The following is a 23,088-nucleotide window of genomic DNA, read 5'->3' on the forward strand; positions in this document are numbered from 1 at the left end:
ACTCCAGACTCTCTTTGTTTTGGTATGATTTTTTTAACAGCGCGTTTACAAAAATGTTTTTCGGAATTCTGTTGGCGTTAATCCGGTATGCTTTTTAAAGGCAATGCTAAAATAGTTCGTATCTGCGAAGCCCACGGCTTCCGCTACCTCCGCTACCTTGCGATTCGGGTCCAACAGCAGTTCTCGGGCTCGCTCAAAGCGCACACGCGTCTGGTAGTCAGCGAAGCTTTCACCTGTAACCTGCTTAAAACGGGCACTCAAATATTTGGGACTCATGTTCATGTACTCTGCAAGACGGTTCAATCCGCCATCCTCCTGAAGGTGCTCACGAATCCATTCCTTGGCGCGTTGGAATTTGCGCGGAATCCCCTTCTCGCGCGATTCCCGGACTTGGCGCCCCACCCGGACAAAATAGCGCGACACGTAATCAATCATCTCAGGCCCGTGCCGCAATCGGGACAGTTCCAATAATGGGTCCTGCTCCTGTATGGATGTTTGTCCTTCGAATGCATCGCTCTGAACGATGCGCATAACGAACAGGACGAGCTGAGTGACGATCATTTTCACCTGATTGACAGGCAAGCCCGCTAATTGTCCAGACCATTCCTGCAAAATCGCATGTACGGCAGCATCATTGCCTGCTCGAATTTCCGTAATCATGAGCAGTTCCTTCTCCAGTAATTGACTGCTGTTCGGCTCGGCCGCCTGAATACTCTCATAGGGGATGATCTGGCTATAGCCCACCCACCCCCGATGCTCCGCCGCTTGCACAGCTTGCTCATAAGCTTCGGAAAGTTGCTCCATCCGTTGTACGGGACGGCTAATCCCGATGGACATCCCCTGGCTCAATCGTTCCTGCACCGCCTGACGAATCTGCTGTGCCGTCCGCTCCGCCGCCCTGCAAGATGCCGTCGCCAGCAGCACAACACGCCGATCGCGGGAAACCGCTGTACTGTGCGCCTTCGCCCCGGCTGCTACCGCAGCCTCTTCCGCCAGTCCGGCGAATACATGGCTGCTTCCATACATGGAACCGTGTGGTGTATTGCTAGTAGCGGCTGTCTCCTGCTGCGGCGCCTCCTCTAGCTCGCAACACAGCACAGTATAAGGCGGCCCACTCGCCTCGGCGAAAAATCCTAGCCCGTCCATCTCCTGAATGACCTCGGCTGCTGGGCGTCGCTGCTGGAGCAGATCCAGCAGCAAGTGCTCCCTGTACAATGGCTCCAATGAACGGTGACGGTGAATAGCTTCCTCCTCGCTTCTTCGCCATTGCGCAATGCGATCCTCAGACCGTCTCAGAGCCGCTTCAAAATCCTCGCTTGTCACCGGCTTGAGCAAATAATCAACCGCTTGAAGCGAAACCGCCTGACGTATATACGTCATAGATTCGTACCCTGTCAGGAATAATAATGGGGTCTGTTGATCCTTTTCCCGAATGGTTTTTGCTATGTCCAGCCCACTCATATCCGGTAAATTAATATCCAGTAAAATGATGTCCGGTCGCCGCTCCATATACAAACGTAATGCCGTTGCGCCGTCCCCCGCCACATCACTGACTTCCACTGACAGGTCACTTTCCGCCACCATCAGCCTCAGTCCTTCCCGAATATGATATTCATCGTCCACAATCAGCAGCCGGTACATGCCATCCTCCCCTTTCTTATTCGGTTCGAATGGGTGCCAGTAAGGTAACCGAGGTGTACTGACCCAGCTCGGTTGTCACAGACAGACCATATTGGGGACCATAATGTCGAAGACGTTCATGCACATTACGCAGTCCAAAGCCAATCGCACTCCCCCGCTCGGCATCTAGCGACTTCCGAATATCGTCCAGACGCTCGGCTCCAATACCGCCCCCATCATCACTGACCGTTAAACGCAAAGCATCGCCTTCCCTAGCACCGGATAACATAATATAGCCGCGGTCGGTACGACCTTTTAAACCGTGGTAAATAGCATTTTCAACGAGTGGCTGGAGAATCAGCTTGGGTACGTAAAACCCGCAAATATCCTCCTCGACTTCGCAAATCCATTCGAACGAATCTCGAAACCTGAACTGCTGTACCTTCACATAGGCGCTTACATGCTCGACTTCCTGTCCCAAACTGATTTGCTCTCGGCCATAACTTAGCGAAATACGAAAGCATTTACCGAAGGCACCGATTACCTCTGCCATATCCCGTTGCCCATTCGCCAATGCCATTCCCTTCAGTGACTCCAGCGTGTTGTACAAAAAATGCGGATTAATCTGCGCCTGAAGCGCGCGAAACTCGGCCTGCTTGCGCGACAGCAACGCTTCGTAAACCTGCCCGTACAGCTCATGATTTTTTTGCATCATATGAAGAAATCGCTCCCCGATCTGCCCCACCTCATCCTTAGGGTTAAACACAACGGAAGCAGGAGCTTCAAAAGTTTGGGCTGAGGCTGTGGTGGTCACACTCCCATCCACCGCCATTAATCGGCTCAATTGAAGCAGGGGGCGGCGAATCGTATCACTCAGCCGATAAGACAGCATCCAGCCCAACACCAGTGCAATCAAAAAGGTCCAGATGGTCCAGGCCCCGATTTGCCGCGCATCCTCGAATAACACGGACTGATCGACTTTTTGCAGGAGCGTCCATTGTCCCTCATTTAACGGGCCATAGGAAATCATCGTCTGGCGGCCGTTCCATGTTCTCCAGTCCTTCGTAAGCACGGGTCTATCTACAGCAGATTGGGCGATTTGTCGCAATAGCGATGGGTCCGCAGCACTCTGCTCCGGCAATCGGTATACAGGCTCGCCCTCCTGATCCAGCACCCACATCTGGGTATTGCTATCTGTTTCATGAAAAGCAAGCCCCCGAAACAGACTGGCCTTATCGATTTCTAACAGCAAAAATCCAAGCGGCTCATAGTCTCCAGTCGTTTTTCGCAGCAGCTTCCCGACGTATATACGATCCTCCGCCATCCCGCGTCCTGATTTAAACGGCGGATGAGCCATCCACATCATAGGTCGCTCAGCGAGCAGACGGCGGTAGTACACACGTGCTTCCTCTAATGTAGGAAGGCCGCCAAAACGGACCGAAACATTCCCTTGATAGAGTGAATGTTTGAGTCCGCCATTGGCGGCATAGATGAGGGAGGACGTGATATACGGCTTGGTCTGGGTTTGCGTACGGACGACCATGCTGAGTGTTTCGTCGTTCCGTAAGTATTCATAATCATCTTCCGGCTTGGTCTCCAGTGTGGACTGCACATCAGGATTGCTGAGAATGGCATTGGTTAGATCATTCAGATCGGAGAGTGTCGCATTAACATAATTCTCGCTCATTTGCCGGGACTGCATTGCTAGCGCTTCCGACTTCTCACCAAGAGAATGGGCCGCGATCCGGTAAAAGGTAAAGGTCAGCACTACCATCGGAATGACGGTCAGCACCAGCGTCAATACGATAAATTTCCCACGGATCGTAGGAATCCCGGCGAACTTTTGACGCCCCCTGCCCCCCATTCATCTGCCTCCCCTACACATAAGCTGGAAGCCACGTCCCGTGCGCTGCAATCAGGTCGTCGCACAGAGAAACGATATCATCCATGGATAATTCAGCCGAGGTGTGCGGGTCCAGCATAGCGGCGTGGTAAATGTGTTCTTTTTTTCCCGTCATTGCAGCTTCAATCGTTAACAGCTGGGTATTAATATTCGTCCGGTTCAGTGCAGCACATTGAGGCGGCAAATCCCCGACAAAGGTCGGTGTAACCCCATTACGATTGACTAGACAAGGTACCTCTACACAGGCTTCCTTCGGCAGATTGGTAATCAAACCTGTATTCATCACATTCCCGCCAATGGCAAAGGGCTGATTGGTTTCGATTGCCTCAAATATATAAGAAGCATATTCATTCGACCGTTCATGGCGCAGATCCTGATCGCCCAAAAGTTCCTCACGCATTGTCTCCCAGCGTTCAATCTGGCTCACGCAGCGGCGCGGGTATTCATCCAAGGGAATATTGAAGCGTTCAATTAGCTCAGGATATGCCCGTTTGATAAAATACGGATGATACTCTGCATTATGCTCGGACGATTCCGTAATGTAATAGCCGAATTTCAGCATCATTTCAAAGCGTACCATATCATGATGCTTTTCCCGCTGCTTGGCGACAGCCCGTTTTTTAATCTCAGGATACAAATCCACCCCATCCTTGCTCACTTCGAGCAGCCACGCCATATGATTGATGCCTGCGATCTTTGCCTTTACACCTTCCTGCTCCAAGCCGAGGCTTTTGAACAACTCGGGTATACACGCCTGTACGCTATGACACAGCCCTACTGTACGGACACCACCGTGTACGTTCATCACGTTCGTCAACACAGCCATCGGATTGGTATAGTTGAGAAACAGTGCACCCGGGCACACCTCGCGCACGTCTGCCGCAAAATCGAGCATCACCGGAATCGTTCTTAAATTGCGGAAAATACCGCCAATACCAACCGTATCAGCAATCGTTTGGCGCAGTCCGTATTTTTTGGGAATCTCAAAATCTGTAATCGTACACGGATCATAACCGCCCACCTGGATGGCATTTACTACATAGGCCGCTCCACGCAGTGCTTCCTTGCGGTCAGTGTAGGAGCGGATCACACAGGTACTCCCCGTTGTTTTTTTCAAATTGGATAAAATATTTTCCGAATCCTTCAGCCTAACAGGGTCAATATCGAACAACGCCAGTTCAAAGCCCTGCAAAGCAGGTGTCAACATACAATCGCCAAGCACATTTTTAGCAAACACCGTACTGCCTGCACCCAGAAATGTAATCTTGCTCATACTTTGTCCCCCATTCACATTTTGTTCGCAGCTGTGCACCTCAAATGCAAGGATACCCATCGCCCCTCTCCCCCTTTGCAGGAAGAAAGTGACGATGGGAAAGATTAGCCATGACTATGCGTTGTTGCCTCTTATTCAGGATACTCCCACTGATTTAGCTGGGCTGATAAGCCGAGACGGTAAGACAGATGTTACCGGGGATGTCGTAGTTGGCGGGGTTACTGAAGTCTCAGGGCTAACCGAAGTTGCCGGTAAAACCACGGCCCCTGCCTCAATCACAGTTACCTTGGCCAATGCCTTCAACTCTGTCCCTTCCACTTTGCCCTTCAATTCAAACGAACCTGGAGCAGCATATTGTGCAGGGTCTATATCCTCCCATTCCACAGCCACCCATTTGGTGGAGCCTTCTCCATACGTAGCTTCCACTACGCTTGGCAGTTCAGGTTTTTCACCGACATGAGTTGTTACATTCACCTCTTTTAACGCAGTGATGTTCTCAGTTGCCGTCAGACTCTGTGCTGTACCGGAGGCCAGACCTGCCACCTCGTTTGCATTCAAAGCACGGCTATAGATCCGGAATTCATCCACCAGACCATTGAAATACGGATCAGGGTACTGGGACTTACCGATAAAATTATTTTTCGTCTGTCCCAGACTGGTTGGATTCAAGGTCAGGTTGGTATTGCGTCCCACTTCTTTCCCATCCACGTACAAAATACCTGTGGAGCCCGAAAGCGTGACTGCAACATGCTTCCATACGCCTGTCGGCAATACAGGGGCATCAATCGTCTGCTCCTGTCCTTGCCCGTTACCTTGATTCGTAATGGCAAATAGCATCCGGTTCCCGGCTTTAGGAGTCAGGAACATATATTCATTGGTCCCGGAGCCGAAGTCAAAAATCCGCACATAGTCGCTCAGGCTGTTCGCTTTGACCCAGCCGGATACGGTCAATTGCTGTGCCCGGCTGACAATCCCCGCCGGAAGCTGCACATAGCTGTCCTTGCCGTTCAGGCTCACAGCGTTGCCTCTTTTCCCCGCAGCCCATGCCGCAGTTCCCTTAACGGTAGCATCATTGCCGCTTTCCGATGAATCCGCAGCAACAGCACCGCTGGCTTCGTCGAACTTGTAAACTGCAAGCTGTTCAGGTAACGGTGCCGCCGGTTCAGCTATCACAGTTACTTTAGCCTCTCCTGATAACTGGGAGTCGCTGGCTGTCAGCTTGAATATATACGTTCCTGGTTCGGAAACGTTCACCTTCGAGCGTAGTGATGTTTTGCTGCTGAATGTAACCTTCGCATTCTGTGGTCCTTCAACCAGACTCCACTCGCTGGTCACCTTTCCTTGCGGAAGTCCATCATCTGTAACTGTACCTTTCAGAATAATCTGATCGGGCAGCTTCACCTTGGAATCCTTGCCTGCATCAACGACAGGTGCTTTGTTGGGATCAGGTGTGGTTGGTGTCAGCTCTACTGTATAGGAGGATGCTGTACCCATTTCCAACTTAAGCTTATTGGTTGGTGCATACGCATTAAACTTGCCTTGTGATTGACCACCCACTTTAACCAGGTACGTTCCTTTCTTTAAGCCATCAAATGTAACGTACGTAGAATGAGCTTGGCCCGGCGTTTGATTTTTCAATTGGAGCCATACATAATCCTTGGATGTTGCCAGCTTGGCTTCTGTATACTGGTCCTTTTCCAGCTCGATATACAGCTTTTCCGTAATCAGGTTGACTCGTTTGAACAAACCGTCCAGCGGCTTGATCGTATACACGTTACCGCTTTTACTCACCTCTGCACCGTAGCCCGTCAATCCAAAAATCGGATCAATCGCGATATCCGCGCTTAAGGTTTTAAGTGCACCAAACAATCCGAGGTCAGCCTCACCGCTCATGCCGCGCCAGCCGTTAAAGAGCGGAACATTTTTACCGCCGCCGGTGCCGTTTGTACCGTTATTGCCTTTTTCTGCTTGATACGTCCATGCAACCGCCCCGATGTTCTCAGGGTCCGAGCTGATTTGCCCGGAGTTAATCGCTCCAACATTGGCAATTTTGGCTGCATAGGACAGCCGTTGTTGCTCCTCGCGATGATTGTCCTCATGATGACGAATCCAGTCATCCATCGCATATCCCGCAAGTGAAGTCGTGTACTGGAAGTTAAACCAGTTCTCCCCGGTAATCGTCACCGGATCGGTATAGTAGTACCATACAGGCATATGGCCGCGTGATGCACGAGTTTTGGCATTGATTTTACCCATCATTTCCAGGGCTTTACTTTGCTCACCCTCTGTATCTATATTCTGCTTGGCTAACGTATATACAGCCTCTTCGCCTGTATTGTCGTAGCTATATTCAGAACCATAAGGATACTTTGTATTTTTAAAATTGTTATATTTGCGGTCCATTTTTTCCTTGAGATCGTTCGCTTCATCATCGTAGCCTTCATTATGAAGGGCCTGAATAATATCCGGCGTGGTCAGCTCGCCCATCAAACCTGTTTCCCAGTTGTACGCAACCGGTCCTTCATACAATGCTTTGAAAATGTTATAAGCCCGCAGCAAATAGGTTTCCTTCGGATGCTTGTAAGTGACTAGGTCCGGGTATTCCTTGGCAATCTTATACATGCTGAAATACGTGTTGTATACATGCGGGTATGCATATCCCCGATAGGTCGGTGTATCATTGGGCTCCGGCATCAGGAAATCATGAATTAAATAATCCTCATGATGTCCATTCATCAGATTCGTCCAAATTGCCGTCTCCAAATAATCGTCTACGGCCCGCACCTCTTTGGCGACTGGAGAGAGCGTGTTTTTTTCAGCCAGGAACTGTCCGTGGGTCAGACCCCAATCGTCCCCCCAGCCCCAATAGCCATTGAAAATGTTGCGTTTGGATTTGGTATGCATCATCCAATCGTCAAATACCTTATCACGCAGATCACCTGGCACGTTCCACTGGGTTTTGTCTACCATAAAGGTAGCGTGCCGTTGCAAAGCCTGATCAATCGGCTCGATGGCATAGAATTGTAAAACCGTTTTGCTGCCATTGCCGTATTCCACCGTAATGAAATTCGGGCCCAGCTTAGTAAATTTCAGTTCATAAATGTGGTGTCCTCCGGCCTTGCTATCCGTCTGCGGAATAACGGTTCCGTCTGGATAGGTCACCTTGTTGATCGTTTGCTTGGTACGCAGATCCACCTTCGCCTTTTGATTCGTAGGCACAATCATGCCCGGTACGACTGTAGTATCCACCAAGTTTTCTTGATACAACGTATCTTTTACATCATGCTCGTCCTTTACCGCCAGGAACTTGAAGCCATAGTTTTTGCTTTGTCCTGGATTCAGGATCAGGCTTGTATTGGGCAAATACCCACGGTTGGTAGACTTGATGACATTGGAATGAATATAAAATACATTCAATCCCTCCAACCACTTGCCTTCGTTGGCCGGGTTCCAGGCCCACTTGCTACCCGGATGCTCTTCATCCCGCCAATGGTCCTGATACTCAAACCCAGCGCCTGTTGTGGAATCAGGGATCAATAGCAGGGAAGACCCGATACCGCTGGGACGCCCAGCTGTAATATAGGAGCTGTTATTGCCGACAAAAGAATGCGTCACGACTCTCGTTTCGTAAATTGCATCACCATAAGTCCACTGTTCATTAAAAGGTAGGGGCAATCCAAAATCGCCAATCTCCAATTTTTTGCCGCTGGTATTCTGTACCTGTATATTCCACAACACTGAACCATTCGACTCCGCCGAATAGGTTTCAATAACTTTAAAATTGCGTATGCCTTCTGCGTTACTTGAGTTCTCGTACGTGACCGTAACGCGGTTGCCGCTGGTCGTGATCTTACGCGCGTCTGCCGACTTATTCGTCCATGCCTTCGTCCAGCTACCTCCATCCAGTCGATACGTGAACATCAGCTCCCCTAGCCACTGATGATCTGCCGTGTTCTGCTCAGGTGTCACCGTTGCGTTCATGACATATTCGGTCGGAAAAGCATCTCCCTTGATACGGATAGATGAAATCTCGCCATGCTCGCCTGTCTGAATCGTCAGCTTGTCATTGGATAGTTCATGGGCCTCTGCCGTATGCGTCCCAAACAACACGGACGCTGTGGTTAAAAACAAAAATGCCGCCAATATTCCCTTAAATTTCATCAACACGGCCTCCTTTTCGATCTCGGGGTCCTGATTTGCTTGTCAATCAGCTGAAGTCTCTTCATTTCGCCGCAACCTCCTTGGAAATGTAAGCGCTACAACTCTATTGTACAAATCCTTGTCCATTGGTAAAATCAACATTTTCAACCGATTTATATAGGATTTCAACCTAATCGGGGGATGAATCATTTATACCAACAGACACCATGTTTTGGATTAATGAATGGACAAATCGGAAATAATTCACTCATACCGTCTGTAGGAGGGAACAACTTCATGAATTCGAATGATAATCCACCAGAGCAAAACGCTTATTTGAAAGAGCTGAATGCATTATTTATCCCATTGGATGGAATGGAGAATCTGGACCGCATGGTTAAGGCCATCGGAGATGCAGATATTGTGCTGCTCGGTGAGGCGAGCCATGGGACTTCTGATTTCTACCGAGTTCGGGCCGAGCTTTCGAAGAAGCTAATTACAAGCAAGGGTTTTAACATTATCGGTGTGGAAGGAGACTGGCCCTCTGCTTATCGGTTGAACCGGTATGTTAAAGGGATGGAGGGGGCCGATTCCTCGGCAGCCGATGCACTGGGTGATTTTACCCGCTGGCCGACATGGATGTGGGCGAATACGGACATTCGTGATTTCGCGGAGTGGCTCAAGGAGTACAATGAGGCGAATCACGGCGGCGGCAGTGTCCGTGCGAAGGTTGGATTTTATGGCATTGATATGTACTCGTTATGGGAATCGATGGAAGCGATTATCGGTTATTTGGAGGAGACCAATTCTCCCCAACTGAAACAGGCCCGCAGGACATACGCCTGTTTCGATCCATATAGCAGGGACCATCAGTCTTATGGCATTGCGGCAGGACTGCTCTCGGAGAGCTGTGAGAAAGAAGTGGTTGAGCTGCTACAGCAGATGCAGAGCCGGCGCATGGCGTATCCGGGAAGTGAGGAAGAGCTGAATGCAGAGGTGAACATGCTCGTCACCTCCAGCTCGGAGGCCTACTATCGTACGATGGTCCGGGGCGGCCCACAGTCCTGGAATATACGGGACAAACATATGGTTGAATCCCTCAAGCGAATCATGTCCTATTACGGGGCCTCGGCAAAAGCCATTGTCTGGGAGCATAATACGCATATCGGTGATGCGCGGGCAACGGATATGATGGCGGATGGCATGGTTAATGTGGGTCAGCTGCTGCGGGAGGATCCAGAACATCGGGTGTTTGCCATTGGCTTCGGGACCTATCAGGGCGAGGTACTGGCTGGAAGAGCTTGGGGATCTCCGGTTGAGAAAATGACCGTCCCGCCCGGACAGCCAGAAAGCTGGGAGTATTACATGCACCAGGCGGGAGGCGGCCGAAATGGCATGATAATGCTCTCCGATGCATCTTCCATGCTGCATACGACCATTGGCCACCGTGCCATCGGTGTGGTATATGAGCCTGCTCATGAGCGGTTCGGCAATTACGTGCCTTCCAGCATGGCGGATCGTTATAATGCGTTTGTTCATCTCGATCGGACCACCGCCCTTCAGCCACTGCCTATCCTTCAGCCGGTTGCAACGGATGCTTTATTTTCAGAATAACAGCTCGCAAGAAACGTCTGTGGGATGCTGGATGGCTGGGTAACGTTTACCGTCAGGCTTCGGATAATAACTATGAGATTGGCTCCAATACAAAAAGTGGCAGGCACGGACTTTATTTTTATTAGTCTGGGCCTGCTGCTTTTTTATTGAACTAAACGGTCCGTTAGTTTTTATGCATCTATCAAAAAAGGGATGTCCCCATCACGGAAATCTGGAGAAACACCCCCTATCTCCTGGCTTTCCGTCTGGTGCATATGGCGGCCGGACGGATGTGCCTGATTCCTTGCTCATTCCACAATTTCCGGTCCTGTCGGTCTTGGGAAGTGATCGCCCGTTACTTCAATGAAAGAGGGAACATTTGCCGCGACAGTGTATCATTTCCCGTTAGTTGAATCATTTCTGTGATAAATACAACAAAAATCGTCTCACGACTATATCGAATACCGCATAGATTTGGCTAGGAACATGAAGGACGGTAAATTCATCTGGAACCTGCTTTCCATTCTTTCTCCTACAGTGTAAAAGAACCACTGAATATCTTCTTGTTTAGAAATGCCTCCATTTTGTCTAGAAATTCAAGTACCACAACGAAGAGATCTAGTAACGCTTCAATTCCTCTTCAGACATGTATCCTTCCTGACCGATAGAAGGATTTCACTATCCTTCTTTTTCTTTGTCTTTCACTTCACTTTTTTTAAGTAGAATTACGTATAATCAACGAAGTCTTGTAGATTTTCGTTATAGGAGCAGATCGCATCCCCTTCAATCGCCGGGTAAGACATTCCGTAACATCCCTTACCATATCAGGAATACAATTGGTTAATGTGGTCAGTTCCGGATTAGTCATTAATCCTACAGGATGGTTATCAAATCCGATGACGGACATTTCTTGAGGCACGGATATCCCCTTTTGCTTTGCTGCTTTCAATAAACCAGTAGCTACAAAGTCACTACCTGTTATCATTCCATCCGGCAATTGATCAGAAGTAAATAATTGTTCTCCCAAGGTATAACCATCTTCCATAGTCATCAGACCCGTATAACATTGTGATTTCGTACAGGCAAGACCGAATTGTTGGTGAGCCAGTTGAAACCCATTCCATCTTTTCTCTTGCAATTGTGTCAGGTGATCCATACAGAAAAACAGATGACGGCGCCCCTTGGACAGCAAATATGCTGTCGCTTGAAAGACCGCATCTTCTTCATCCAATCGAAAGACATCAAGAAACTCTCCATCCATCGCTTCGTTGCATATGATTCCTATGTGAGAACCTATATATTCTTTAATTTCTCTCTCCGAGAAATGGGAATGAGCAATAACCACAGCATCCATTTCTCGACGTGCCAATCGGGCATACACTTCACGTTCATACTCCCGGGATAATTCGGTCTGATAGATGACAAGTTGATACCCCATTGAGCCTAAAGATCGACTTAATGTACTGACAAGCTGACTGAAATAAGGATGTTCCACATCCGGGACAAGCACACCGATATGATTACTGGCCTGTAGACGCAACTGAACCCCCCGCGTATTGCGGACATATCCCAGCTCCGTAATGGCTTTCTGTACTTTTTGTCTGCTTTCAATAGATACATGAGGATGGTCATTTAACACACGTGATACCGTCGACTTGGAGAGACCGCTTACACGTGAAATATCAATTATGGTGGGCAAAATTAACACCTCATCTAAAGTATTGACCTGGGAACGTTCCCTGCAACTATGATATCGTTAACAAACTATAGGAGGAGCTACACTCATGAAAGTCATATATACCCCCGCTGTAACCGAATATCTGATATTGTTTGATTTTGACGAAACGTATTATCCGCATGAATGTTTGCCTGAACAACTCAAAATGGTGTACGAACTGGAACAATACCTCCAGCAGCTTGCCAGAAATCATCAGGTAAAGATAGCTTGGGTCACCGGAAGTAGTGTTCAGCAAATACAAGCAAAAATGAATATAGCCGGTATGACGCAGCTCCCCCATTTTATAGCGAGCAATCTGGGCACAGAGTTGTGGGAAGTCGAGCCTGACGGACAACTGGTCGCTGTTCCATCATGGGCAAAGATCATAAGGGCCTCCGGATTCTCTCGAAGAGATATAGAAGATTTAATTAGCGAATTAAAATCAACATTCAACATTGTTCTTCACGAACAGACTCAATTGGGTCAATCGCGATACAAAATGAACTACTATTATTATCCGGTATCAGCGGTCAAAACCCAATATGATATAAGTATCATCAGGCATCTGGCTGCAAATCATGGGATCGGAATTAATATCAATATTTGCAATCCCAAGGCGGGTGATCCGGAGCACGCATATGATGTCGATTTTATCCCCGCAGGAACTGGAAAGAAAGCGGCTGTGCAATTCCTGATGGATTATAGTCAGGTACTCCTGTCCAAAACATTGGCTTTCGGTGACAGTGGAAATGACATCGAGATGCTTCAGATGGTTGCCCATGGATATCTTCTCCAGAATGCAACGGCAGAGGCAAAGTCATGCCACAACAACGTTGCCCCTTACCCTTACGCCGAGGGAATTTTGCATGTATGCAGAAATTTCTTTGGGGAGTAATTCATATGGCGTTTGCCCAGCTATATTTAGCCGATCTAAGTCTCGGTAAATCGTGCGAACCGGCACTTCAAAGCGCATCGCTAGATCTTGCGCACGAACTTGATTTGTTCGTTTTTAATTTTCTACACAAAAGTCACTCCATCCTGCCCATTAGTTAAACAAAGGCAGCCAATCACTTTGATCGGCTGCCTTCTTGTTTGTATTGAACTATCGTATCCCGTTAGCGTAATGGGTTCATTGTCATTAGCCTCAACCGCTTACCTGTTTGCTCAGACTCCTGGCAACAGCTGGGGCATGATGCTTTTGCCATAATCCAAGACGTACTTATTAATCTCTGAGACAAGTTTTGTGTCCTTAGTTTTGTAGTGCACCTTATTAATTACGAAGTAACCTGTACTAGAATATTGCTCATCACTCGAAAACATCAACGTAAAACGATAAAACAAAAAAGCCGCTAAAATAGCGACTTCAAATGGGACTATGCTCTTGTCCCCCGACAGTTAATCCAGATACAAAATCTCAATCTCGCCCGGAGCGAAGGATTGCTCTGCGTAATTCCCCCCCCAATCACAAAGCGATCTCAAAATGGGTTCAAGTGATTGACCCAGTTCCGTCGTTGAATATTCCACCTTAGGCGGTACCTGATTGTACATCTTTCTGCGAATTAATCCGTCTGTTTCCAGTTCCCGAAGAGTTTGAATCAGCATCTTTTGCGATATATTATGAACGAGTCGCTTAAGCTCTCCCGTCCGTTTAGGTCCTTTTATTAAATAGTACAGAACAAGCCCCTTCCACTTTCCTCCGATAACCTCTAGTGTAACTTCCAGTTCACAGAAAAATGTTTTCATATCAATGCACCATCTCCCGATCTAAGAATATCCCCTTCATGTATCGCTTGATCCTTCAAGGATCACTGAAGGAAAAATTGAACGTTACATGGAGGGGATAATACAATCGCATTTAAGTTGATTTAAAAATCTTTGTCGTTAGAAAATTATTATGTCCTGGTTAAACTTGAGCTACTCCGCCATCTACGAATAATTCAACGCCGTTCATATAGCTGCTTTCATTAGAGGCTAGGAACATGACAGCATTGGAGATCTCTTCAACCTGCCCCACTCTGCCGAGCGGAATATCATTTTTTGCCTGTTCCAGGAAATGATCTAGTTCAGAGCCAAATAACTCATCGTACGCCGGCGTTACGATTGTTCCCGGACTAAGGATGTTTATACGAATTTCGGTCCCTCTCATATCAAGAATCCAGCTGCGGACGAGCTGTCTGATCGCTGCCTTGGATGCACCATAGATACTAAACGCTGGCATCCCCGTCGAGCCAGCAGTGGATCCCGTTAGAATAATCGAACCTCTTTTATTTGGAAACAAAGCTAATGCCTTTTGTACTGTAAAGATGGTTCCTTTCACGTTGACATCGAAAGTCTTGTAGTATTGTGCTTCTGTAATTTCTCCTAATGGAAGAAATGACCCTAGTCCGGCATTTGCAAAGAGAATGTCCAAGTGTCCCTTTTCTCGCTTAACTGTTTCGAATAATATATCTAGATCTTCCGATTTAGATATGTCACCTCGGACACCTGTAACATTCTTTCCGATCTGCTTTACTGCTTCATCCAGTTCACGTTGTCTGCGTCCCGTGATAAAAACGTAAGCCCCTTCTTTTACGAACTGTTGTGCCGACGCGAGACCGATGCCGCTTGTACCTCCGGTTACAACTGCTACCTTCCCGTCAAATTTCCCCATTCTATTACACTCCTTTTATAATGATTTATATGGTATAGGATGCTCTGTCTGCTTCATGAACCTCCTATGAACGATAGTATGGGGGAAAAGTTACAAGAAAAACAGTACCCACTTTTTTGTGATATAGTCACCAAAAAGTGATAATTGAGGCGGCACAAGCGTTTGTTTTTACAGCCTAACAGATGGAAGTGAGCTCCATTAAGTTTGAGATTATATATGTGCTTTTAATTTCTGCCGGACTTATTTGTCCGGTTCTGTTGACCCAACAGGTGTCAATGCCCGACTGAAGACCACCTTTGATATCCGTATTTAATGAATCTCCAATGACAAGCGCATCCTTTCTATTAAATTCTGAAATATGACTTATGACGTAATTGAAAAATTCTTCCTTCGGTTTTTGATAACCAATGCTTTGCGAATCAAAGATATCCTCGAAAAACTTATATAGCCCAGACTGCTTCAAGCGTTTGATTTGCGTGTGAGTGATACCATTCGTGATTACGAACATTCGATGGGTCTTTGATAAGCGATGACAGACATCCATTGCGCCTTCCATAAGCAATTGGTTTCCATCTCCCAACAATTCTCTATACAAACCTTCCCATTCCAAGCCGACCACGATTTCCCCCATTCTCAACATTGTAAAAGAGGGCTCCATTAATTACTCACCACATGATACCACGTATTTGAACTATCCTGCCCGTTCGTATTATGAGATCAACCAGTTCTTTCTGGTTGATCCTTTTTTCATTTGCATAGAGGATTAAGGTAGCCTGGTCGAACGTACCTGCCCGTGGGACTTGATCCCGAGCGCTATAGTGTTCGCCCTACTTGTCATGACCATGATTGAGGCTGGTTGGGACGTAAGATCCCGTATAACAAGCGATGCTATGGAGCGACAAGAAGAACCTTAGGGATGCCGGGGAACCTAAACTTACAGGGAGAGATGAAATGAATCCAGTTGTCGGTCTAGATATTTCAAAAGAAGAAAGTCATGGACAAGCCTTTTTAGCGCGCGGAAAGCCCTTCAGAGGGACATTCCACTTCGAGCACACTCGTGATGGCCTAGCAAATTTACATCAAGTTTTGAAGGATGTTGAGACTGCATCCAAACTACGTCCTCTGCTTATTCTAGAAGCAACCGGCCATTACCAAAGTCCCGTTGTTCAGTTCCTAGAAGAACATCACTACATTTACATTATCATTAATCCGCTCATCTCAAATCGGCTTAGAAAGTCTCAACTTCGTAAAGTAAAGACGGATGCTGCGGACGCTTACCTATTGGGAGAGTTGTACTACAAGGAAGAGTTTGAACCTTTTAAAAAAAGAGGTGTGCAACTTCTCAATCTGCGCTATCTTACAAGACAGTATGAGTCCCTTTCAAAGATGTGTGTACAGACGAAGCTGCAATTCCAAGCCGTTTTAGATCAGGTTTTCCCAGCTTACAAAGGCGTCTTTGGAGCTATGTATTCCCGTATTTCACTACGGTTTTTAAGTAAATTTCCAACCTCATATTCAGTTTTGCAGACGGATGAAATTACACTCAAAGCTAAGATGAAAGAACTACTTTCTTCGAAACGGGGGCGTTCAGAGGGCTGGATTAACCAACGGGTTCAGCGACTGCTAGACGCGGCAAAGCAAAACCCATTTCAGCAAACCATGTATGCAAGCCACTTAATCAATTTTAAAGTTCTTATCACCCTTATTCTTCAGTACCAAGAGCATCTTGCTGAACTGGAACAGAACATAGATGCTCTGGCTGAAGAAATTGAAGAGTATGAATTAATTCAGTCGATTCCCGGTATTGGGCATAAAATTGCTGCAACAATTTTATCTGAAATTGGAGAGATCGACCGATTTGATCATCCTAAAAAGCTAGTAGCTTTTGCAGGCATTGACCCGAGTGTCTTTGCTTCCGGTAAATTTACAGCAACTCGAAACCGAATCACGAAACGTGGTTCCAGGCAGTTGCGTTACGCACTGGTAATGGCTGTCCAGTGTGGGCTTATACGCTCCCGAAATATGCGACTCAAAGCGTTCTATGATCGCAAGAGAGCAGAAGGAAAACCACATAAAGTAGCTCTAATCGCATGTGCAAATAAGCTCATCCATTGGCTTTATGCAATCTTGAAAAACAAAAAGGAATTTCGTCCAATTTAAAAGATTATCATTGGCATAACCTTCCAAGGCACAACGGAAATTGGAGGGTTATTTGGCATGCTCATTTTAACTATACCACATGATTTAGAATCACTTTACTGGTAATCTTGACAAGCTATTAGCTGGTATAGCTTAATGATTCGTCATCAGTCTAGAATTTTATTTTCTTCTGACACCGATATAATAAAAAAAGCCGCTTAAATAGCGACTTTCAATAGGAAATGTCTATGTACATACTATTTTCAATCTTCCCTTTTTACCGGATAGCCTATTTCCCGGATATCCTCTTCAAGATCAGCGAGTTCTAATTCTTTATCTAGACCTTTAAGCATTTTCCCATCCAAAGGCTCTATATCGAATATTCGCTGTACGAGCGACCGGTCCAGTGAAATCTCGTAATACTCCGTTGCCCAAGCATAGTAATAATCCGATTTGCCGTTTAAAACATGTAACAGTTTGTAGGCCTCGGCATCCAGTTCCTTACTTGTGGACCATGCCTGGCTGCCTTGCAACTTCCATGTACAAAATGTAGTCACATCCATAATAAACGCTGGTTTCCTTAGAAATCCCTCAAATTCGTTAGGCACACTTGCAGCACATCATGTGGCCCATGCACCCGATTAAAACGCTGGTCAAACCCTTTGATGATCAGTCCGGTTGGCTGAAACAGCGCAAAATAGTGATCCCCTTCGCCGTCCCTCATCGATGCCATTTGTTCATTCTCATCCCAATGAGCGTTGTACGAATAATATCGGTATTCCCACTCCGGCATAAGGATAGCGTCCAGGATGATTTTTCCTGCGACTTTTGATTTTATGGTGATTATTAGGCCCCGTTAGAGCCTCATGAACGTGATGTAATCGACTTGGGCAGGCTCTGCCGATTCGATTCGAAGTGCCCGGTTGATCTGTCCCCGGTGATATTGCCCATGTAAGAGGACCTGCAACAGGATGTCTCGGACGGACGTTCGGAACGGAACCCCACTCTGATTCTCATAGTCAATCATCTCATCCAGCTCGAATTCCTTGAGCCCTTCGATATAGACGCGATATTGCTCAGCGTTTTCTTCGAACATCATCCGGATCGCCGTCAGGTCTTCCGTTTCCTCCCACAACGAATATTGCGCGCTGCCCTTGCCCTGCAATCGGTCCAGCCAGACTCGTTCCGCGACTGCAACGTGCCGAACCAGCTTCAGAAGGTCCTTGTTCTTCGTCTTACTCTCCTCGAGCGCGTCCAAGATGCGTCCGTCCGCCCAGTATAGGTGGTCCATCATGTACTTGATTGTCTTCATTTCGGTCTCCCCCTCTTCTTTTCATCGATTACTTGAACCTAGTGTATCTCGTTAGTTTAGCGACTTCAAACTTTTAAATACTTATCACACGCCATACAGATTTGCCAATGAAGTTACAGACTTACCTGTAACGTTTAGGATAAGGTTGTTTGTGAGATTTGTAAAAAGTCGGCACCAAGTGGAACAAGAACGAAAAGTGAATCAAAAAATCAGTGAGTATATGGAGGTGCTGAAGAATAAGCGAGTCAACTTCCCTACACTCCGCAGCAGCGTTCATCCATGGGTATCAAAGCCCTACTTATCAATCATCCATTTTTGATCTTTTGTAGGCTAGTGGTGTCATAGTCATCGCTTTTCTGAATCTTTCTATAAAATAGCTCGTACTGTTAAATCCGACCTTATAGGCAATTTCTGTAACGTTAGATTCTGCTTGTTGCAGTAAGACTAAACTTTTTTGAATCCGATAATCCATTACATAATTCAACGGAGTTACCTTTAAAATTCGTTTGAAATATCGGCAGCACTCCGAACGGCTCAATTGACCCGCTTTTGCAATATCATCTAATGTGACTTTTTCAGCATAATGCAAATAGATCCAATTTAACATTTGCTTGATCCGTTGGCTCTTTACCATTTCCATCTGGTCGTATTCTAATTGAAAGCCATTAATAACTAAGTTTTTCCAAATCAGTGTTAAGTGCACGGTAATATCCATCTCAAAGTATGGTGATTTTTGTTGAATATATTGATTCATTTTCAAAATAGCATCTAAAATGTTTTTACCCCAAAGCTCGTCAGAATCTATGTATACATAAGGTAAATTAGTCGCTTGAATATAAGGAGCTACGTAGGGTGTGTAAAGCTCTTGTGATAAAACGAAATGAGGAGAAACATTTAGACAGATATAGACGCAACCCGATTCATTCTTATCTTCCGCCATGTGTAGGCAGCCACTATTTATAAATAACCCATCACCTTGTCGTACGATTCGTTTATCCTCATTTATTTGAAAGATCGCTTCCCCTTTTTCAACCAAAACAAATTGAATTTCATCATGCCAATGAAGTGGTACATATCCATGTATATTTTGGTTAATTGTTGTTTCATAACACGCCACCGGTAGTATGACCGTCCGATGCTCAGTTAGTTCTTTTAGGTTTTGGTCAATCATGAAATTTTTTATTTGCAAATCACCACAACCTCAATATATTTATATTTTATCATCAAATTCAAGTATAATTTAAAATATTTTTCACCTATTATAACACTATTATTATATTTCAAGGTGGAGAATATTCATGGATAAATCAACTAGAAGAACAGGATTATTTCTTGTTATCACAGGAGCTATATTCTGGGGGATCAGTGGGACCGTTGCAAAAAAACTTTTTCTACAAATCGATGTAAATTGGCTTGTAACAACACGCTTGCTCATAGCTGGTGTTTTACTCTTGGCCCTTCAATTTTTAATAAAAGACCGTGAACAAATATGGGGTGTATGGAAAAATAGAAAGACCGCTTTCCAACTCATTGTCTACGGTTTGGTTGGTATGCTAGCGGTTCAATATACGTATATGGCATCCATTCAAAGTGGTAATGCCGCTGTTGCGACATTATTACAGTATTTAGCACCTGTAATGATTATCATCTATTTAGTTCTGCGAAAGCACCTGGTCTTCACACGAAAGGATCTGTCAGCTATTTTCCTGGCTTTAGTGGGTTGTTTTTTCTTGTTAACAAACGGCTCTATTTCTCAACTATCCGTTCCGAAGATCGCAATCGTGTGGGGCCTTTTATCAGCAATAGCCCTGGCTTTTTATACCTTATACGCAATTCCTCTTTTGAAGCAATACGATTCCCTGGTTATTGTGGGTTGGGCGATGGTCATTGGCGGTTTTGGATTAAGCTTAATCCATCCACCCTGGCAGATCGATTTTAAAAGCTTGACCTTAGAAACCTATTTATATCTAGCATTCGTTATTATATTCGGCACAATGATAGCATTTTGGTTCTATATAGAAAGCTTACAAAGCCTTTCACCTAAAGAAACAAGCTTTCTAAGTAGTTTGGAACCACTAGCTGCTGTTTTAACAACTGTATTTTGGTTAAAAGAACCCTTTGGTTTTTTCCAATGGATTGGTGTATTATGTATCATCGGACTGATATTGTTACTGGCATTCAATAAAAAGTCTTCTTCATAAATCCTGCCTTCATGTGTACGTTATGCACCGGTCCCTCAGGCTGAATCAAGGCTACTAACCTCAATCTTGAATATGGTTTCTTCTATTAAGTAAAAGAGGCACATCAGTGTAGATGTGCCTCTCTCATTTTGCCTAGAATCATTCGTTATTCATTCTCCATCGTGCTGATGTCGATCACAAATCGATACCGTATGTCTGAAGCTAGTACCCGCTCCCAGGCTTCATCAATCTGGTTAGCCGAAATAACCTCGATCTCTGGAGTGATAGAGTGTTCAGCGCAAAAGTTAAGCATTTCCTGCGTTTCGCGGATACCACCAATCATCGATCCAGCAAACGACCGACGATGACCGATAAGAGATAAGACTTGAACAGGCAATGGCTCCGCTGGCGCACCAACATTGACCAATGTACCGTCCAGTGCCAGCAATGAAAGGTAGGCGTTAATGTCGATTTTCGCGCTGACCGTATTCACAATCAGGTCGAACGAACCGGCCAGTTTCTTAAACGTTTCCGGATCGTTCGTGGCATAATAATGATCCGCACCAAGCCGCAAACCGTCTTCTTTCTTATTCAATGTTTGTGATAAAACCGTAACCTCTGCCCCCATGGCATGAGCAAGCTTTACAGCCATGTGTCCAAGCCCGCCAAGTCCAACAACAGCTATCTTTTTGCCAGGAGCGGCTCCCCAATGGCGCAGCGGCGAATACGTTGTGATGCCGGCACACAGCAAAGGAGCAGCGACATCAAGCTCTATACCATTAGGAATGCTAACTACGAAGTCTTCAGTTACGACGATGTGAGAGGAGTAACCACCTTGCGTATATTGCCCGTATCTGTCGTAGGCTCCATAGGTGCCCGTATTACCATTTAGACAATACTGCTCTTCTCCCTGATGACAGTTAACGCACTCTCCGCAGGAGTCAACCATACAGCCTACCCCCACTCGGTCGCCAACGGCAAACTTTCTGACCTCCGAACCAACCTGGGTGACAATTCCGGCAATCTCGTGCCCTGGAACGAGCGGATAGTTCACCGGTCCCCACTCGCCGCGAGCTGTATGAATATCAGAGTGGCAAATACCAGCGTACTTAATCTCAATGAGGACATCATGGGGCTGGAGATCCCTGCGTTCTATCGTAGTCAGTTTGAATGGACCTTCTGGACTGAATGTAGCGCGTGCATTAGTAGTTATCATCGTTATAACCTCCTGCAATTCATGAATTATTGGTTATTTTAATCGTGTTACTTAGCCTATTTAAACATGGAGACAATTCCTTATCTTGAAAGTGATCGAGTGAGAGTAAACATGTAGTTTCTTAGTAAAATGGCTACAAAACTTAAAACCAATGATAGTAGTCCCACAAATATGACGTATTGTGTACCCATTTCTGCTATAAAGAATCCACCGACTGTGGCACCAAATGTTACTCCCAAGTTAGCAGATGTTAAAAATAATCCATTAGCGAAATCAGGCGCTTCAGGAGTTGAAGACGTCATCAAATATTGATTCATATTCCCCCCGAAACCGGCTAATATTCCCCAAATTAATGTTATGATCGCCATGGGTACGCTAAGCTGTCCTGTGAAGAACATAATGATGTAAACAGCTCCCAGTACAAAAGGGAAAGATACGACAGATTTGATCGCACTATTAATAAGTAGCTTTCCTGCGACTACATTTCCAATAATGTTGGCTCCACCGTATATAAACAACATTAAGCTAATTGTATTCGAAGACATATTCGTAACAGTTTTCAAATATTCAGCAAAATAACTGTAAACACCGAATATTGCTGAGTTCATTAAAATAACAGTCACAATGGAAAGCCAAGTAGCTGGTTTTTTTAATACAGATAATTGTGCTCCGTAAGAAAGTCTTTCCTCAACAGGCATCGATGGTACAAATAGTAATGTAGCGATAAATACCATAATGTTTACGGAAGCAAAGAATACCATCGACATCTGTAAAGAAGCAGCACCTGCAATCAAACTTGCGATTGGTACACCGATTACCATACCGGCAGATACTCCAATAAAAACTTTCGAAACAGCTTTTGGAGCTTCTTCCTGACTAACCGAGGCCGCTGCTACAGTAAATGCCAATGAACAATATACAGGATGAAAAAGTGCAGGTACTACACGAGCGACAAGTGCAATCGTAAAATTAGTCGTAAAAATTGAGACGACATTCCCTAAAACGAAAACACCAAGCACAAGTAACATGACCTTTTTCCGATTTATACCCGAAAACAATAAAGGGAAGATGGGTCCAGACACTGCAACCGCAAGTGCAAAAGAACTTACCAACCATCCTACTGTTGATGCACTCACATGAAAGTGTTCAGCAATGGAGGGCAATAAGCCGATCACCCCCATTTCGGTATTTAAAATGCCGAAGACTCCTATGGTTAATATAAATACAAGTAAATTTTTCTGATTAACCAAAATCAAGGTTCCTCTCTTCACTTTTGAAATTACCTATACAACACGAAGTTGATAAGCAAAGCAGATTGTTTAATCAACTCATGTCTATTATTATA

Annotated in this window: 18 protein-coding genes; 4 read left to right on the forward strand and 14 right to left on the reverse strand. The window is 45.8% G+C overall.

All coding sequences use genetic code 11. The annotated features are described in order from the left end of the window. Window positions 1-45 precede the first annotated feature (45 nt). The 4 genes from ACXHJ2_RS18250 to ACXHJ2_RS18265 form a co-directional block, all read right to left on the reverse strand. Entirely contained in the window at window positions 46-1,641 is a 1,596-nt protein-coding gene (locus ACXHJ2_RS18250; RefSeq protein ID WP_165080243.1) for a response regulator, read from the reverse strand. Between the two features lie 16 nt (window positions 1,642-1,657). Next, entirely contained in the window at window positions 1,658-3,484 is a 1,827-nt protein-coding gene (locus ACXHJ2_RS18255) for a cache domain-containing sensor histidine kinase (RefSeq protein WP_165080240.1), read from the reverse strand. 13 nt (window positions 3,485-3,497) lie between these two features. Beyond that, window positions 3,498-4,796, reverse strand: coding sequence for an alpha-glucosidase/alpha-galactosidase (gene melA / locus ACXHJ2_RS18260; RefSeq protein WP_165080567.1), 1,299 nt, complete (start codon window positions 4,794-4,796; stop codon window positions 3,498-3,500). A 135-nt stretch (window positions 4,797-4,931) separates the two neighbouring features. Then, a complete protein-coding gene (locus ACXHJ2_RS18265) occupies window positions 4,932-8,957 on the reverse strand; it encodes a DUF5695 domain-containing protein (protein ID WP_165080237.1) in 4,026 nt (1,341 codons plus the stop codon). Window positions 8,958-9,233: 276 nt separating this feature from the next. Between ACXHJ2_RS18265 and ACXHJ2_RS18270 the strand changes: the two genes are divergently transcribed. Further along, entirely contained in the window at window positions 9,234-10,550 is a 1,317-nt protein-coding gene (locus tag ACXHJ2_RS18270) for an erythromycin esterase family protein (protein WP_165080235.1), read from the forward strand. Window positions 10,551-11,244: 694 nt separating this feature from the next. Here the strand turns inward: ACXHJ2_RS18270 and ACXHJ2_RS18275 are convergent. Further along, complete coding sequence (locus tag ACXHJ2_RS18275; protein WP_165080232.1) at window positions 11,245-12,228, reverse strand: LacI family DNA-binding transcriptional regulator; 984 nt, start codon at window positions 12,226-12,228, stop codon at window positions 11,245-11,247. An 85-nt stretch (window positions 12,229-12,313) separates the two neighbouring features. Between ACXHJ2_RS18275 and ACXHJ2_RS18280 the strand changes: the two genes are divergently transcribed. Next, on the forward strand, window positions 12,314-13,141 hold the full coding sequence (locus tag ACXHJ2_RS18280; protein ID WP_165080230.1) for an HAD-IIB family hydrolase: 828 nt from the start codon (window positions 12,314-12,316) through the stop codon (window positions 13,139-13,141). Between the two features lie 500 nt (window positions 13,142-13,641). Here the strand turns inward: ACXHJ2_RS18280 and ACXHJ2_RS18285 are convergent, their stop codons facing one another. From ACXHJ2_RS18285 to ACXHJ2_RS18295, 3 genes are all read right to left on the reverse strand, one after another. Continuing rightward, the gene (locus tag ACXHJ2_RS18285) at window positions 13,642-13,989 is read right to left on the reverse strand and encodes a winged helix-turn-helix transcriptional regulator (RefSeq protein WP_019685981.1); all 348 of its coding nucleotides are present in this window, start codon (window positions 13,987-13,989) and stop codon (window positions 13,642-13,644) included. 160 nt (window positions 13,990-14,149) lie between these two features. Next, window positions 14,150-14,896 carry an SDR family NAD(P)-dependent oxidoreductase gene (locus tag ACXHJ2_RS18290; RefSeq protein ID WP_063213926.1) on the reverse strand — a complete coding sequence of 249 codons (747 nt, stop codon included), beginning with the start codon at window positions 14,894-14,896 and terminating at the stop codon, window positions 14,150-14,152. 175 nt (window positions 14,897-15,071) lie between these two features. Next, window positions 15,072-15,527, reverse strand: coding sequence for an HAD-IA family hydrolase (locus tag ACXHJ2_RS18295; protein ID WP_457874259.1), 456 nt, complete (start codon window positions 15,525-15,527; stop codon window positions 15,072-15,074). Window positions 15,528-15,847: 320 nt separating this feature from the next. Between ACXHJ2_RS18295 and ACXHJ2_RS18300 the strand changes: the two genes are divergently transcribed. Beyond that, entirely contained in the window at window positions 15,848-17,056 is a 1,209-nt protein-coding gene (locus tag ACXHJ2_RS18300) for an IS110 family RNA-guided transposase (RefSeq protein WP_165080223.1), read from the forward strand. Window positions 17,057-17,298: 242 nt separating this feature from the next. On the opposite strand, the gene ACXHJ2_RS18305 is transcribed toward ACXHJ2_RS18300, so the two are convergent. The 4 genes from ACXHJ2_RS18305 to ACXHJ2_RS18320 form a co-directional block, all read right to left on the reverse strand. Next, the gene (locus ACXHJ2_RS18305; protein WP_238791356.1) at window positions 17,299-17,592 is read right to left on the reverse strand and encodes a hypothetical protein; all 294 of its coding nucleotides are present in this window, start codon (window positions 17,590-17,592) and stop codon (window positions 17,299-17,301) included. A 23-nt stretch (window positions 17,593-17,615) separates the two neighbouring features. Then, on the reverse strand, window positions 17,616-17,828 hold the full coding sequence (locus tag ACXHJ2_RS18310; protein ID WP_238791010.1) for a hypothetical protein: 213 nt from the start codon (window positions 17,826-17,828) through the stop codon (window positions 17,616-17,618). 63 nt (window positions 17,829-17,891) lie between these two features. Further along, on the reverse strand, window positions 17,892-18,347 hold the full coding sequence (locus ACXHJ2_RS18315) for a DinB family protein (RefSeq protein ID WP_165080221.1): 456 nt from the start codon (window positions 18,345-18,347) through the stop codon (window positions 17,892-17,894). 301 nt (window positions 18,348-18,648) lie between these two features. After that, complete coding sequence (locus tag ACXHJ2_RS18320; protein WP_457874261.1) at window positions 18,649-19,536, reverse strand: AraC family transcriptional regulator; 888 nt, start codon at window positions 19,534-19,536, stop codon at window positions 18,649-18,651. A gap of 109 nt (window positions 19,537-19,645) precedes the next feature. Here ACXHJ2_RS18320 and ACXHJ2_RS18325 point away from each other — a divergent pair, with 109 nt between their 5' ends. Next, complete coding sequence (locus tag ACXHJ2_RS18325; RefSeq protein WP_165080218.1) at window positions 19,646-20,548, forward strand: DMT family transporter; 903 nt, start codon at window positions 19,646-19,648, stop codon at window positions 20,546-20,548. 145 nt (window positions 20,549-20,693) lie between these two features. On the opposite strand, the gene ACXHJ2_RS18330 is transcribed toward ACXHJ2_RS18325, so the two are convergent. Together ACXHJ2_RS18330 and ACXHJ2_RS18335 are read right to left on the reverse strand one after the other, a co-directional pair. Continuing rightward, window positions 20,694-21,743, reverse strand: a complete 1,050-nt coding sequence (locus ACXHJ2_RS18330) for an NAD(P)-dependent alcohol dehydrogenase (protein ID WP_165080216.1) — start codon at window positions 21,741-21,743, stop codon at window positions 20,694-20,696. 80 nt (window positions 21,744-21,823) lie between these two features. Further along, on the reverse strand, window positions 21,824-22,993 hold the full coding sequence (locus ACXHJ2_RS18335) for an MFS transporter (RefSeq protein ID WP_165080214.1): 1,170 nt from the start codon (window positions 22,991-22,993) through the stop codon (window positions 21,824-21,826). Window positions 22,994-23,088 lie beyond the last annotated feature (95 nt).

It is taken from the genome of Paenibacillus sp. ALE3 (assembly GCF_054113405.1).